The organism is Actinokineospora sp. PR83, assembly GCF_021056305.1.
GTDB lineage: Bacteria > Actinomycetota > Actinomycetes > Mycobacteriales > Pseudonocardiaceae > Actinokineospora > Actinokineospora spheciospongiae.
In genome coordinates this window covers 65,384-79,586 of the sequence record NZ_JAJCXD010000041.1, presented here as the reverse complement: position 1 = coordinate 79,586, position 14,203 = coordinate 65,384, and the positions used below count along the sequence as shown (strand labels likewise).

14 protein-coding genes are annotated in these 14,203 nt (G+C 72.7%); 9 read left to right on the top strand and 5 right to left on the bottom strand.

Going from position 1 to position 14,203, the window contains the following annotated elements:
- Positions 1 to 34: 34 nt before the first annotated feature.
- Genes L6E12_RS15625 through L6E12_RS15615 form a run of 3 tightly spaced genes read right to left on the bottom strand, consistent with a single transcriptional unit; the run spans position 35 to position 3,411 of the window.
- Positions 35 to 1,558 (bottom strand): FAD-dependent monooxygenase, encoded by a 1,524-nt coding sequence (locus L6E12_RS15625; RefSeq protein WP_236228640.1) that lies wholly within the window; start codon positions 1,556 to 1,558, stop codon positions 35 to 37.
- A 38-nt stretch (positions 1,559 to 1,596) separates the two neighbouring features.
- A complete protein-coding gene (locus tag L6E12_RS15620) occupies positions 1,597 to 2,523 on the bottom strand; it encodes a VOC family protein (protein WP_236228639.1) in 927 nt (308 codons plus the stop codon).
- Between the two features lie 6 nt (positions 2,524 to 2,529).
- Positions 2,530 to 3,411: a fumarylacetoacetate hydrolase family protein gene (locus L6E12_RS15615; protein ID WP_236228638.1), complete on the bottom strand. Its 882-nt coding sequence runs from the start codon at positions 3,409 to 3,411 to the stop codon at positions 2,530 to 2,532.
- 222 nt (positions 3,412 to 3,633) lie between these two features.
- On the opposite strand from L6E12_RS15615, the gene L6E12_RS15610 reads away from it, so the two are divergent.
- Positions 3,634 to 4,449 carry an IclR family transcriptional regulator gene (locus L6E12_RS15610; protein WP_236228637.1) on the top strand — a complete coding sequence of 272 codons (816 nt, stop codon included), beginning with the start codon at positions 3,634 to 3,636 and terminating at the stop codon, positions 4,447 to 4,449.
- Positions 4,450 to 4,455: 6 nt separating this feature from the next.
- On the opposite strand, the gene L6E12_RS15605 is transcribed toward L6E12_RS15610, so the two are convergent.
- The gene (locus L6E12_RS15605; RefSeq protein WP_236228636.1) at positions 4,456 to 5,247 is read right to left on the bottom strand and encodes an IclR family transcriptional regulator; all 792 of its coding nucleotides are present in this window, start codon (positions 5,245 to 5,247) and stop codon (positions 4,456 to 4,458) included.
- Positions 5,248 to 5,363: 116 nt separating this feature from the next.
- Here L6E12_RS15605 and L6E12_RS15600 point away from each other — a divergent pair, with 116 nt between their 5' ends.
- Genes L6E12_RS15600 through L6E12_RS15565 form a run of 8 tightly spaced genes read left to right on the top strand, consistent with a single transcriptional unit; the run spans position 5,364 to position 13,233 of the window.
- The gene (locus L6E12_RS15600) at positions 5,364 to 6,986 is read left to right on the top strand and encodes an FAD-dependent monooxygenase (RefSeq protein ID WP_236228635.1); all 1,623 of its coding nucleotides are present in this window, start codon (positions 5,364 to 5,366) and stop codon (positions 6,984 to 6,986) included.
- Positions 6,979 to 7,908, top strand: coding sequence for a VOC family protein (locus L6E12_RS15595; protein WP_236228634.1), 930 nt, complete (start codon positions 6,979 to 6,981; stop codon positions 7,906 to 7,908). The genes L6E12_RS15600 and L6E12_RS15595 overlap by 8 nt, the downstream gene beginning before the upstream one ends.
- 3 nt (positions 7,909 to 7,911) lie before the next feature.
- Entirely contained in the window at positions 7,912 to 8,772 is an 861-nt protein-coding gene (locus L6E12_RS15590) for a fumarylacetoacetate hydrolase family protein (protein ID WP_236228633.1), read from the top strand.
- Positions 8,769 to 9,731, top strand: coding sequence for a TAXI family TRAP transporter solute-binding subunit (locus L6E12_RS15585; protein WP_236228632.1), 963 nt, complete (start codon positions 8,769 to 8,771; stop codon positions 9,729 to 9,731). Before L6E12_RS15590 ends, L6E12_RS15585 begins: the two co-directional genes overlap by 4 nt.
- A gap of 30 nt (positions 9,732 to 9,761) precedes the next feature.
- Positions 9,762 to 10,754: a hypothetical protein gene (locus tag L6E12_RS15580; RefSeq protein WP_236228631.1), complete on the top strand. Its 993-nt coding sequence runs from the start codon at positions 9,762 to 9,764 to the stop codon at positions 10,752 to 10,754.
- A complete protein-coding gene (locus L6E12_RS15575) occupies positions 10,751 to 11,848 on the top strand; it encodes an alcohol dehydrogenase catalytic domain-containing protein (RefSeq protein WP_236228630.1) in 1,098 nt (365 codons plus the stop codon). The genes L6E12_RS15580 and L6E12_RS15575 overlap by 4 nt, the downstream gene beginning before the upstream one ends.
- A gap of 16 nt (positions 11,849 to 11,864) precedes the next feature.
- Positions 11,865 to 12,515, top strand: coding sequence for an MBL fold metallo-hydrolase (locus L6E12_RS15570; RefSeq protein ID WP_236228629.1), 651 nt, complete (start codon positions 11,865 to 11,867; stop codon positions 12,513 to 12,515).
- Positions 12,516 to 12,531: 16 nt separating this feature from the next.
- On the top strand, positions 12,532 to 13,233 hold the full coding sequence (locus L6E12_RS15565; protein WP_236228628.1) for a class II aldolase/adducin family protein: 702 nt from the start codon (positions 12,532 to 12,534) through the stop codon (positions 13,231 to 13,233).
- A gap of 62 nt (positions 13,234 to 13,295) precedes the next feature.
- Here the strand turns inward: L6E12_RS15565 and L6E12_RS15560 are convergent, their stop codons facing one another.
- Positions 13,296 to 14,090: an alpha/beta hydrolase gene (locus L6E12_RS15560; protein WP_236228627.1), complete on the bottom strand. Its 795-nt coding sequence runs from the start codon at positions 14,088 to 14,090 to the stop codon at positions 13,296 to 13,298.
- Positions 14,091 to 14,203: the final 113 nt, after the last annotated feature.

Genomic DNA, 14,203 nt, shown 5'->3' with positions numbered 1-14,203 from the left:
GTGGGAGAGGAGTGGTGCGGGCCGGTGGGTGTGTTCAGGGGTGGCCGATCGCCCGGCGCAGGACGTCGCGGGGGACACCGGGGTCGGCCGCGGTCCACGCCACGTGCTGGTCCGGTCGGACCAGGGCCGGTTCGCCGGTGGGGTCGTCGAACAGCGCCAGCGGGACGCGTTCCGCGGCGGCGGCGGCGGAGAATTCCTCGACCAGCGGGTGGGTGAGGTCGCCGATGAGGGTGAATTCCCGGCCGAGGTGGTCGTAGAGCGAGTTCCCCGGTCCCAGCCAGCGGTGCGGCAGGCGCCCGCCCGCCGCGCCGGTCACGTGGGGGGAGCCGCGGTAGGTGTAGCCGAGGACCAGGTCCAGGCTGTGGAATTCGCTGTCCTTGGCGTGCTGGACCGCGCGGGCGACGGACGGGCGCGCGGCGGCGAACTCGCTGTCGGTGCCGATCAGCCGGTCGTCGGTGAGTTCGGGGCCCAGGGTCGCCATGTTCCGCGCGGCCTCGGCGATGGTCCGCGCCGCGATGGGCCTGCGTTCGGCCTCGTAGCCGACCAGCAGGGAGCGGGGTGCCCAGCCGTTCAGCACCGCGGCCAGCCTCCACCCGAGGTTCACCGCGTCACCGATCCCGGTGTTGAAGCCGTGGCCTCCCCACGGCGGGTTGAGGTGCGCCGCGTCGCCCGCGAGGAACACGCGGTCGGTGCCGTAGCGCTGCGCGAGCAGCAGCTTCGCCTTCCAGGGATCGGTGGCGACGACCTCGGCCTCGACGTCGGCGCCCACCAGGGCCCGCACGATCCGCAGCGGGTCGGCGTCCCCCTCCTCCCCGGTGACGCCCTGGGCGATGCACCACCACAGGTCCGCCAGGTCCAGGCGCCCGACGACACCGGGCTGGGTGGGGTGCAGGACCCAGTAGTGCACGGCGGGCCCGTGCGGCACCCTGTCGGCGAGTCCCGGTGCGCGGAAGACGATGTTGAAGTTGGGGCGCTCGTCGGCGCTGCCCTCGTACCGGGTGCCGATCGCCTCGCGGACCGTGCTCCACGCCCCGTCGGCGCCGACGACGTAGTCGGCGCGGATCCGGTGAGCGGCGCGGTCGGGACCCACGAGGCCCACCGCGACCCCTTCGGCGTCCTCCGCCAGCGTGTCGACTGACCAGCCCGTGAGCAGTGCCGCCTCGGCGGTGCGTTCGACCGCCTCGCGCAGCACCTGCTCGACCGCGGGCTGGGCGATCTGCTGGCCGGGTTCGGCGGCCAGGTCGTCGCCGGTGAGGTCGAGTCCGAAGCAACCCCGGATGCGGGTGACCTCCCGGCCGAGGAGTCCGGTGGTGAACACCGCCTCGTCCGACCACTCGACCGGGAGTGCGGCGCGGGCGCGCACGGTGCCCGCCAAGCCCCAGCGGCGGAACAGTTCCATGGTGCGCGCCGAGGTGGTCTTGGCCCGCGGCCGCAGCCACGACACCTCGTCGCGGGGTTCGACGACGAGGCTGCGCACGCCGTGGTGGGCGAGTTCCAGGGCGGTCGCCAGCCCGACCGGGCCTCCGCCCGCGATCAGAACGGGGATGCGGCTGTGCACGTCCGACGTCCTCCTTGTCCCTCTTGTGGTGCGGGGGTTCAGCCCCGGGTGGAGTGGGCGCCGGTCATCAGGGCGGCCAGGTCGTCGGGTTCGAGGAACGACGGCGGCGGTGGCGGTCCCCAGGCGTAGAGCCCCTGGACCCCTTCGAGGACCTGCGGTGTCCACAGCTCGTCCTCGGGGATGGTGTCCATGTCGGAGTAGTACTCGCAGAAGGTGCCCGCCGGGTCGCGCAGGTACCAGAAGAAGTTCGCGCCCGCGAAGTGGCGCCCGAGTCCCCAGGTGTGGCGCTCGGGGTGGTCGGTGAGCATGGCGTGGGCACCGCGGCCGACCTCGTCGACGTCGTCGACCTGCCAGCTCGTGTGGTGCAGGAAGGCGACCGGGGCGGCCATGACCAGCACGTTGTGGTGCTCCACCGAGCAGCGCAGGAACGCCGCCCGGTCTCCCATGTGGTCGCTGACCCGGAACCCGATCCCCTCGGTGAAGAACCGGCTGGTGGTGTGCAGGTCGGTGCTGCCGATGACGACGTGGCCGAGTTTGCGCGGCCGCACCCGGTCGGTGCGGGTGAGGAACGGCGCGCGCCCCCACCTGTCGATGCGCCCGGGACCGTTGTAGGGCGTGGTGGGAACGGGCGGGTCGGGCGCGATCCGCGGGCGGACCGCGACGGTGACGGGGGTGCCGGTGACCGGCTCGACCGCGCGGACGCGGTCGGTGTGCCGGTGCGCGGTGATCCCGTGCGCGGTGAGGCGCTGCGCCACGGCGGCGATGTCGTCGGGGTCGTCCGCGGCGATGGTCAGTCCGAGCAGCCTGCGGGTGGGCGAGTGGGTGATGCGCAGTTGTTCGCCGCCGTCGCGGGTGGCGAAGCGGCCGTCGCCGCGGTGCTCCAGGCCGAACTCGGTGTAGAAGCCGATGGCCTCGGCCACGTCGGGGACACCGATGCCGACCTCGGCGAGTCCGTGCAGTGCCATGTCGACCTACCTCCCGTCCGCGGCGGCGCGGAAGGTCTGGTGCAGTTCGCCGATGCCGCCGACCCAGCTCCGCAGGTGTTCCCCCGGTCGCAGGAAGCGCCGGGGTTCGCGGCCGAGGCCGACGCCCGCGGGCGTGCCGGTGAAGATCACGTCACCGGGGTGGAGGGTGACGGTCCGCGACAGCTCCGCGATGAGGGCGGGGACCGGGAAGACCAGGTCCCGGGTGCGGCCCTGCTGGACCTGCTCGCCGTTGATGTCGCAGCCGAGTTCGAGGTCGTCGGGGTCGGCGAACTCGTCGGGCGTGACCAGCCACGGGCCCTGCGGGGAGAACCCGGGGAACGACTTGCCGAGACCGAACTGCGGAGCGGGACCGCGCAACTGGGAGACGCGCTCGGAGACGTCCTGGCCGACGGTCAGACCCGCCACGTGCGACCACGCGGCCTCGACGTCGACCCGGTGCCCCCGCCTGCCGAGCACGACGACGAGCTCGACCTCCCAGTCGACGTCGCCGCCCGCGGGGATGGTGACGGTCGTGTCCGGACCGGTGAAGCTGGAGGAGTACTTGGTGAACACCGGCGGCAGGCCGTCGGGCGCTTCGAAACCCGATTCCGCGGCGTGGGCGCGGTAGTTGAGGCCGACCGCGAACACCTGCCGGGGCGCCGGGGACGGCGCACCCAGCAGGGCGCGGTCGAGGGCCGCGGCGTGCTCGGCGTCGGCGGTGCGGTCGCGGTCGCGCGCCCAGGCGGTGAACTCCGGCCAGTCCCGGTACAGCGCGGGCAGGTCGGGGCCGAACCGGCCGCCGGAGGCCGCCTCGACGTCCACGACGCGCTCGGCGCCTGCCTCGCCCGTGACCAGGGCGGCTCGATCGTTGTGGTTGGCGATGCGCATGGTCGGCGGGGTCTCCTCGCTCGATCGGGACGGCGGTGCGGTCCCGGGGGATGGCCTGTGTGGAGTCCGGACGTCGCCCGAGAGGAAGTGGGGCTGGTGATCCGCTCCGACCCGAGCAGCGGTGCGGGTTCGGGCCTGCGCTCGGGCGATGGCCTATCTTGGGTCGCGTGGCAGCCGTCACAGTTGTCGAGTTCCACTCAGCGGCACAGATCGAGGTGAACCGTGTCCGGTGACAAGGGTCCGGTCACATCGGACAGGAGCGCGGGGGAGCCGGTCCTCGACCGGGCGTTCCGGTTGCTGGGCGCGTTCTCGGTGGCGGACGACAGCCTGTCGCTGACCTCCCTGAGCACCCGCAGCGGGCTGCCCAAGTCGACCGCGCTGCGGATGGCGACCCGGCTGGTGGGACTGGGAGCCCTGGAGCGCACCGGCGACGGGCGCTACGTCATCGGGCTGCGCCTGTACGAACTCGCCTCGCTGGCGCCGAGCCACGGGTTGCGCGGTGTCGCGCTGCCGTACCTGGAGGACCTGCACCACGCGACCGGCCAGCACGTCCTGCTGGCGGTCCGCGACGGTCACGAGGCGGTGCTGGTCGAACGGCTGTCCGCGCACCGGGCCGGGCGCGTGCTGTACCGGGTGGGCGGGCGGATGCCGCTGCACGCCACCGGCGTCGGCCTGGCGCTGCTGGCCCACGCACCGGACGCCGTGCAGCGCGAGGTCCTCGACGGCGACCTCACCCTGCGGCCGGAGAACCTGGCCAGGTCGCCGCGCGAGGTGCGCCGGTTGCTGGCGGGGGTCCGCACGGAGGGGGTCGCGGTGATCTCGCGGGCCCGCCCGGAGCCGATGACCTCCGTCGCCGCGCCGGTCTTCGGCCCGGGCCGGGCCGTGGTCGCCGCCCTGTCGGTGGTGGTGCCCGCCGGGTCCGCGGATGCCTCGGCCGTGCGCCCGGCGGTCATCGCGGTGTCGCGGGCGGTGTCCCGGCAGGTGGGTCACCGGGAGGGTGGCGCGGGCCGTGGCCGGGGGCTCGCCGCCGGGGGCTGAGCTCGGTCAGGCGTCGCGCAGAGCGAGTTCGCGCGAGACGGCTGCCGCGGCGTCGCTCACCGCGGCCTCGACGGTCTTCAGCTCACCCGGTGGGACCCGGGCGGCCAGCGCGGCGACGCTGATGGCCGCGCACACCGAGCCCGCGGCGTCGCGGATGGGCGCCGCTACGCCGAGGATGTGGTCGTCGAGCTCGCCCTGGGAGAGCGCGACACCGCGCTTGCGGATGTGGGCGAGCCGGGTGCGCAGGGCGTCGGGGTCGGTGAGGGTCTTCGCGGTGAACCGCTCCAGCGGGGCCTGGTTCAGGACTGCGGTGACCTCGCCGGGGTCGGCCCAGGCGAGCAGCACCTCGGCGGCGGCACCGGCGTTGATCGGCAGCACGTGCCCGCGCTCGTAGGACAGCCGCACCGCGTGCTGGGCCTCGACCAGGTCCAGGCACACGACCGAGCGGCCGGAACGCCTGGTCAGCAGCACGGTTTCGTTCACCTCCGCCGCCAGTGCCCGCATGACCGGGAGGGCGACCTCGGACAACCCGATCCCGGTCCGGGCCAGTCGTGCCAGTTCGAAGATGCGCGGTCCCAGCCGGAACCCCCCGGCGGCCTCTTCGAGGAACCCGGTCCCGGTGAGGCTCTGCAGGTACCGGTAGCCGGTGGAGCGCGCCACCCCGAGCCGCGCGGCGATCTCCGCGCCCGCCCAGACCGGTTTGTCGGCGCTGAACAGCAGCAGGATGTCCAGCGCCCGGTCGGCGGTGGAATTGCGTTCTCGGTAGCTGCCGCTCGCCGCGTCAGTGGGTCCGGCCATGCGCACACCGTAGCCAGTTCCACCTTGTCCTGTAAATCAGGACGTTGCTTACGAAATTTAGGACAGTGCTCGTACTGTGGTGGCAACGGACCGGACGAGCGGGAAGAGGTGGAGCCGTGGCGCCGAACGCGACGGGTGACCGCGTCGACGTGGTGGTCTGCGGCGCGGGCCCGGTGGGCCTGACCGCCGCCGCGCTGCTCGCGGCCCGCGGCGTCGGCGTGGTCGTGCTCGAACAGCACAGCGGCACCAGCGACGAGCCGAAGGCGATCAGCATCGACGACGAGGCCCTGCGGGTGTACCAGCAGGCGGGCGTCGTCGATCGGGTCCTGCCGGTGATCGTGCCCGGCACCGGGACCCGCTACCACGGCTGCGACGGGCAGGTGCTGTTCCACGCCCGCGGCCCCCAGCCCTTCCGGCTCGCCTACCCGTTCAAGAACCCGTTCGCGCAGCCGGACCTCGAACGCGCCCTGGCCGCCGCCGTGAGTGCGGCGCCGACGGTGGACCTGCGGTTCGACACCCGGGTCACCGGGTTCGACCAGCACCCCGACCGGGTGACGGTCCACGCGTGGGCGGGAACGACGCCGGTGGCGATCGACGCGGCGTACGTCCTCGGGTGCGACGGCGGGCGGTCGGCCACCCGGCTGCTGCAGGGCGTCGACATGACCGGGCGCAGCCACGACGAGGTCTGGCTGGTCGTGGACACCCTCGACGACCCGCACACCGAGCGGTTCGCCATGCACCACGGCGACCCGGACCGCCCGCACGTGATCGTGCCGGGGCTCGGCGGGCGCTGCCGCTACGAGTTCCGGCTCTTCGACGGCGAAGGGGTCCCGGGCCGGGAGCCGTCGTTCGACCTCATCCGGCGACTGGTGTCCAGGTACCGGGTGATCACCGCGGACCAGGTCGAGCGGGCCGTCAACTACCGCTTCAACGCCGTGGTGGCCGACGAGTGGATGATCGGGCGCTCGTTCCTGCTCGGCGACGCCGCCCACATGATGCCGCCGTTCGCCGGTCAGGGCCTGAACTCCGGCATTCGGGACGCGGCCAACCTCACCTGGAAGATCGCCGACGTCCTGGCGGGGCGCCTCGACGCGGGGGTGCTGAGCAGCTACCACAGCGAACGCGGCCCGCACGCGCTGGCCACGGTGCGGCTGTCGGAACGGCTCGGCCGGGTGGTCATGACCACCTCGCGCCGGGTGGCGGCCCGGCGCGACGCCGAGGTCGCCCGCGCCGTGGCGACCGACGAGGGCCGCGCCCACCTGGAGGAGATGCGGTACCGGCCCGCGCTGCACTATACCGACGGGCTGGTGGTCCCGGGCGACCGGCCCGAGACCGTCGGCGTGCCGGTGGGGCAGCCGCTGGTGTTCGACACCGGCACCCACCGGATACGCCGCCTCGACGACGCGCTCGGCATCGGGTGGGCCGTGCTCGCGGTCGGGACCGCCGAGGCGGACTGGGCCGCGGTCGAACCGGTCGTGCGCGGACTGGACGCGGTGGCGCTGCGGGTGGCCCTCGGCGACGACATGCCCCGCACCGGTCACCGGACGCTGATCGACGTCGACGGTGCCCTGGTGCGCGAACTCGCCGACCACACGGGACGTTTCGTGTTGCTGCGACCGGACCGCGTGGTGGCCGCCGCCTGGCCCGCGAGCGGCAGCGCCGAGACCTGCGCGCGCGTCCTGTCCTGGGCGCCCGCCTCGATCACCGACTCACCGGAAAGGGTGTTGAACCATGGATGAACCGCAGCGGGTGGTACTGGCCGAACGCGGCGCGGCCGGGAGCCTGACCAGAACCTCGGTGTCGCACGTCGGTTTCGCCGTCCCCGACGTGGCCGCGACCGCCGAGTTCTACCGGCGGGTGCTGGGCATGGTCGTGCACGACGAACTCCCGGCGGGCGGGCTGCGGCTGGGGTGGGGGAGCGGCCACCACGTCATCGAGCTGGTCGAGGGGGAGAAAGCCCTGCACCACTACGGTTTCGAGGTGCGCGACCCCGACGGCGTCGACGGGATCGCCCGGCGGCTGTCCGCCGCCGGGCACCCGACCACCGACCTCGACCCCGCCTACCTCGACGCCGGGGTCGGTCCCGCGCGCGGCATCGCGACGGTCGACCCGCACGGCACCGGGGTGCACTTCCACACCGCTGTCGAGCGCCAGGGCGAGGCCACCGCGGACACCGGGCGGCGGCCGGTCAAGTACCAGCACATCACCCTGGCCACCGACGACGTCGAAGCCGTGGCGGCGTTCTTCGTCGACGTGGTCGGGTTCCGCATCTCAGACCAGCTCGACGACGGCCGCTTCGCCTGGCTGCGCAGCGACCGCGACCACCACACCCTGGCCGTGGTGAACACCGGGGCGGGCGGCGACATCGACCACTACTCCTACGACCTGGCCGAGTGGGAGGACTTCAAGACCTGGTGCGACCGGCTCACCGACGAGGGCGTGGACGTGACGTGGGGACCAGGGCGGCACGGCCCGGGCAACAACCTGTTCGTCTTCTTCGACGACCCCGCGGGCAACCACATCGAGCTGTCGGCGGAGATGGAGAAGTTCCACGACGACCGCGCCACCTACGTGCCGCGGCGGTGGGAGCCGATCCCCCACACCGTGAACCTGTGGGGCGGCCAGCTCGCCTCGTGGCGCAAGACCAGTGGGAGCAGGTGACCGGTGGCGTACGCGAGCTACGAGCACCTCGGTGTCCGCCGCGTCGGTGAGGTGCGGGGGTCATCGCTGGTCCCCCTCGAAGGCCACGCCGAGCTGGGTCCGGGGACCGGCCCGGAGTGGTTGCGCGACGCGGTCCGCGAGGAGCGGGCGCGGGTGCCGGTCGACGAGGTGCGGCTGCTGCCGGTCGTGCCGCGGCCGTCGAAGGTCTTCTGCGTCGGCCTCAACTACCGCGACCACGTGACCGAGACGAAGCGCGAACTGCCGACCTACCCCGTGCTGTTCCCGAAGTTCGACTCCAGCCTCATCGGCGCCCACGACGACATCGTGCTGCCGCCGGAATCGACCCAGGTGGACTACGAGGGCGAGCTGGCCGTGGTGATCGGGCGGGCGGGCAGGCGCATCGCCGAGGCCGACGCCCCGCACCACGTGCTGGGCTACACCGTCGCCAACGACGTCACCATGCGCGACTTCCAGTACCGGACGCACCAGTGGGTGCAGGGCAAGGCATGGGACGCCAGCACACCGATCGGCCCGTACCTGATCCCACCCGATGGGGTGAACCTCGCGGGCGCGGGCATCCGCACCGTCCTCAACGGCGAGAAGGTGCAGGAGTCCGACCTGTCGATGCTGATCTTCTCCGTGCCGCGGCTGATCGCCACGATCTCGACCTTCACCGCGCTGCGACCCGGTGACCTCATCCTCACCGGCACACCCGGCGGCGTCGGGTACCGCCGCGACCCGCAGGTCTTCCTCACCGCGGGCGACCGGATCAGCGTCGAGGTCGACGGCATCGGGACCCTGAACAACCTGGTTACCATGGAACAGCAGACCGATCAGTCCAATCAGGAAGGTGCAGGCCGGTGACCGGACGCCCCGAGGAACCACGGATCCGGCGGTCGCTGACCCTGCACCTGAAGGGTGACTGGGGGACCGCGAACCTGCACCGCGTCTGCGGCTGGATCGCCCAGGAACTCACCGACCGCAGTGGACCGCACACCCGGATCGCGATCTGGAACGGACGCGGCTTCAGCGACTCGGTCCGCGCCGTCGGCCGCGGTGAGGTCGACATCGCGATGACCACCCCCGCGGCGTTCGCCACCGCGGCCCTGGACGCGCGCGGGGTGTACCGCGACGAGTCCTTCCCCGAGCTGCGCGCGCTCGGTGTCGTGCCGCAGCGCGACCGGCTCGTGGTCGGCGTCCACAAGTCGGTCGGCGCCACGACCTTCGCCGAGCTGCGGGACCTCAAGCCCGCGTTGACGGTCGCCACGTCGGTCGACGACGGCGTCAACCACGTCGGGCTGGCCGCGCACGCGCTGCTCGACCGCGCCGGGATCGACGTGCCGGGGTGGGGCGGGGGATTCCTGGCCGACGAGCGGCCGTTCGAGTCGTTCGAGCACGTGCTGGCCGGACGCGCGAACGCCGTCGTGCACGAGGCGGTCATGCTGCCGCACTGGCAGCGGTTCGGACCGGACTTCGACTTCCTGGAGGTCGAACCCGAGGTGCTGGCCGCCCTGGAGGCCGACTTCGGCTGGCCCGCCGCCACCGTCGACGACGAGTTCTTCCCCGGCCGCAGCGCGTTCCGCACCCTCGACTTCTCCGACTTCCTCGTGCTCACCCGCAGCGACCTCCCCGACGACGTGGCCCACGCCATCGCCTGGATTCTGGGCGAAACCCGCCACCTCATCGAACAGCAGTACCGGCACCTGCCACCCGAGCGCAGCCCCATCACCTACCCGCTGGACCCGCCCACCATGGGCCGCTCCCCGATCCCGCTGCACCCCGGCGCCGCCCGCTACTACGACGCGCTGCCCGAGAACCGATAGCCCACCGATCCACGAGACGAGGAGGTCGCCGTGAGGGTCGTCGAAGACGTCGTGCTCATGGGGTCCGACCGGCCGCTGCGCAGCATCGACCGCGACGAGGAACTGCTGCTCGCCCCGCCACGCCCGGGCAAGGTGCCGATGAAGCTGTCGAGCGACCACCCGCCGCTGACCGTCGTCCACCACCCGCAGCAGTACCGGGCCCAGCCGTTCGCCCCGCCGCGCGGCCTGTACGAGAACGACCAGATCCGCGTCGAGTGGCAGACCATGGACAACCGGCAGCCGTTCTACCACCGCAACTGCGACGTCGACGAGATCTCCTACCAGATCGCGGGCGAGCGGACGCTGATGACCGAACTCGGCGTGGTCGAGCACCGGCCCGGCGACTTCTCCCGCATCCCGCGCGGCGTGGCGCACGACAACTACGGTCGCCGGGAAAGCCACCTGCTGTTCTACATCCCCGCCCCGGTGGCGGAGAAGGTCACGGCCGCGAGCAGTTCGCAACCGGTCTCGCCGCCGTTCCCCGGCTGGGAACCGGGGGAGATCAACGAGGCCGTCACGCAGTGCATGGGCGCCCACGGGCACGACATCGCCGTGTTCCCCGTGGACGAACGGCAACTGCTCGACCGGGTCCACGACGAGGAAGACCGCCTGCGCGTGCTGCGCGGCGGCGAGGAAGTCGGGACGACGCTGTTGTACGAAGCACCGCAGTTCCGCCTCGCGACGGTCACCACGGCACCCGGTGGTGAGCACCGCTACCGCCGCACCCTCGACGCCGACGAGATCCAGTACCAGGTACGAGGGCGGCGCACGCTGCTGACCCAGCGCGGGATCGTCGACCTCGAACCCGGCGACCTCGTCCGCATCCCCCTCGGCGTCGCCCACACGAGCACGGGCGACGAGGCGGGGCAGTACATCTCGTTGCTGTCGCACCGGGAATTGCCGCAGATCGCCGAGACCTCGCGCACCGCCGACCCCTGCTCACCCGAGCGGCTCGCCGCCGCCAGGGAGAAGGCTCCCCGATGACCACCATGCTCGCCGCCCGCGCCCACCGCGATGCCGACACCATCGCGCTGGAAAGAATTCCGGTGCCCGAGCCCGGGCCGCTCGACGTCGTCGTCCGGGTCGCCGCCGCCGGACTGGCCCCCGGCATGATGCGGCTGCTGAAGTCCGGTGCGTTCAAGCACCTGCCGACGACGCTCGGCCACGAAGCCGCCGGGACGGTGGCGGCCGTCGGCACCGGGGTCACCGGGACCGCCGTCGGTGACCGGGTGCGCGTGCACCCCAACCTCAACTGCCGCGACTGCCCGTACTGCCGCACCGACCGCGACATGATGTGCGCCCAGCAGGCCATGATCGGCCACGCGGCGTTCGGCGACGCCCCGATGCCGCTGTACGACGAGTACCACGACGGGGGACTGGCCGAGTACCTGCGGGTTCCGCACTGGCTGGTCGACCCGCTGCCCGACGGCGTCAGCTTCGACGTCGGCGCGAAGGTCCACGACCTCGCCAACGCGGTGCGGGCGCTGAAGTGCGCCGACCTGCCGCTGGGGTCGACCCTCGTCGTCACCGCGGCCACCGGCACCATGGGCACCGCCACCACCAAGCTCGCCGAGCACTTCGGCGTGTCCCGGCTCGTCCTGGTCGGGCGCGACGCCGAACGCCTGCACGCCGTCCGGTCGCTGGCCGGTCGGGTGGCGACCGACGTGATCGCGCTGGAGGACCTCCCCGACTGGGCGAGCACCGGTGGGCTGACCCGACGGCTGCGGGAGGTGGCACCGGCGGGCGCGCACGCGGTGCTCGACTTCATCCCCGACGGCCCGGCGACCGGTCAGGCCATGGCCGCGCTCGCCACCGGCGGCACCCTGGTGCACATGGGTGCCAACCGCGCCGCACTGGCCCTGGCACCGGCCGCGCTGATGGTGAACTGCTGGCGGTTCGTGGGCACCCGCGCCTGCACCCGCACCGACGCGCGCGAGGTCCTGCGGTTGCTCGGCACCGGCGCCCTGGACGTCGACGAACTCATCACCCAGCGGTTCGCGCTGGCCGACGCGCCCACGGCGGTGGACGCGATGCAGCGGCGAGAGCATCCCATGTGGATGACCGTCGTCAATCCCTGAGCGCCCCGGAGGAACCATGCACATCACCCACTACGGGCACGCTTGCGTCCTGGTCGACATCCCCGGTCCGGGTAAGTCCGCGCGTGTGCTGATCGACCCGGGCACCTACTCCCGCGACTTCGAGGACCTGCGGGACCTCGACCTGGTCCTGATCACGCACGCCCACCCCGACCACCTCGACGCGGACCGCCTGCGGGCACTGCTGGGCGCCAACCCGGACGCCCAGGTCGTCCACGGCCCCGGAGCCGCCAGCGCCCTGACCGACCACGCCGGGCGCACCCACCTGGCGCACCCGGGTGAGTCCCGGAACCTGGCGGGCGTCGAGATCGCGGTGACCGGCGGGCAACACGCCCACGTCCACCCGGACCTCCCCGGCTCGGACAACAACGGCTACCTCCTCGCCGGTTCGCTGTTCCACCCCGGTGACGCCTTCGACCCGCCACCGGCGCCGGTGGACACCCTGCTGGTCCCGGTGGGCGGGCCGTGGATGAAGATCGGCGAGGGCATCGACTACCTGCGCTCGGTCGCACCGCGCGTGGCCATCCCGATCCACCAGGCCGGCCTGGCCCCGGCGCACCAGGGGATGCACCACCACCTGCTGGGCAGCCTGGCCCCCGCGGGCACCGACGTCGTCGTGCTGGAACACGCCGTCCCGCACGCACTCTGACGCGCTGAGGAGCGACGTGGACGACGTTCGGAACGCGGTGGTCCAGGCCAGTCGGGTCCTGGCCGCCGCCGGTCTCGGTGACATGGTGTGGGGCCACGCGTCGGTGCGCGACCCCGGGGGCCGGGGCGCGTGGATGAAGGCATCCGGCTGGGGGTTCGAGGAGGTCGACGACGAGAAGGTGGTCCTCGTCTCGCCGGGAGGTGCCGTCCTGGACGGCACCGGGCCCAGGCACCTCGAATCCCCCATCCACACCGAGGTCATGGCGCGGCGCCCCGACGTGGGGAGCGTCGTCCACACGCACGCGCCCGCACTGGCGGCATTCGCGTCGCTGGACTGCGAACTGCGCCCGATCTCGCACGACGCCGTCCCCTTCACCTGTCCGCAACTGCCCCGGTTCACCGAGACCGGTGCCCTCATCGCCACCTCCGAGCTGGGCAGGTCGCTCGCCTCCCGGCTCGGGGGTGCCAACGCGATCCTGATACCGAACCACGGCGCCGTCACCGTCGGCCCCGACGTCGCCACCGCCGTCATGTACGCCGTGCTGCTCGAACGCGCCTGCCGCACACAGCTCCTAGCCGCGTCCGCGGGCGGGCCCATGACCTGGTCCGACGACGCCGAAACCCGCTTCAAACGCGACCAGGTGTGGAACACCACCCAGCTCCACGCGGGGTGGAGCTACTTGCTCAGAGGAGTCGAGACCGGACACGCCGGCAGGTGAACCCACTCGAACAGAGTGATACCGGGCGTGTACCTGCCCTCTTGCGCGGTCGGTGGGTCGACTCAGTTGTAGGGGCAGTTGCTGCGGTACTGGGCCACCCCGTCGCCGCTGGGGCCGGGGCAGAGGAACCGGGTGTAGCGGGTGTCGCCGTCGACGAACCGCTTCACCCAGGAGACGGCCAGGGTGCTGACGAGGGGGGTCGGTCCGGTGAAGGTGAGGTGGTCGGCGCCGCTGAGTTCGGCGTAGGCCTTGTGGGTCGAGTTCGACAGGCCCTGGTACATCGGGATGGCGAAGTTGCCGACGGGAGCTGTCTTGTCCTTGCTGCCGCCCACGAGCATGGTCGGGACCTCCACGCCCGACCAGTTGCTCACCACGGACCAGGGAGCCATGGCGAACGCCGCCTTCAGGGAGGGGGTGGAGCGGGCGGCGAAGAGCGCGCCGCCGCCACCGAGCGAGTGGCCCGCCACGGCCAGCCTGCTGGTGTCCGCGCGGCGCCGGACCTCGGCGGGTGCCTGGGTGGTGAGGTATTCCAGCGCGGCCTGCAGTTGACTGCCGCGTTCCGGGGCGTTGTCGTCGGTCGCGACGTTGGAGATCGCCATGGTCACGAACCCGTGGGTGGCGAGCCGCCGGGCGAGCCACCCGACCGACGCCTGGACCGAGCCGCCACCGGGGCTGATCGCCACGACACCGAACGTGCCTTGACCGGTGTCCCTGGGGTGGAAGATGCGCCCGCCGCCGAAGCGCGGACCGTCCTCGGTGGAGACGTCGATGTAGGAGATCGAGAACGGTCCGACCCCGCTGACACTGGCGGCGGTGGGCGCCGGGCCGCGCTGGTACGGGTTCGACGTCACCGCCACCGAGGGGTTCGAGGCCGCGGAAGCAGCCGTTGTGGCGCCTGTGATCGAGGTGAGGGACAGGATCGCTGCGGCTGCCAGAGTTCGGAACGCATGTGCGGGCACGGGATTCCTCC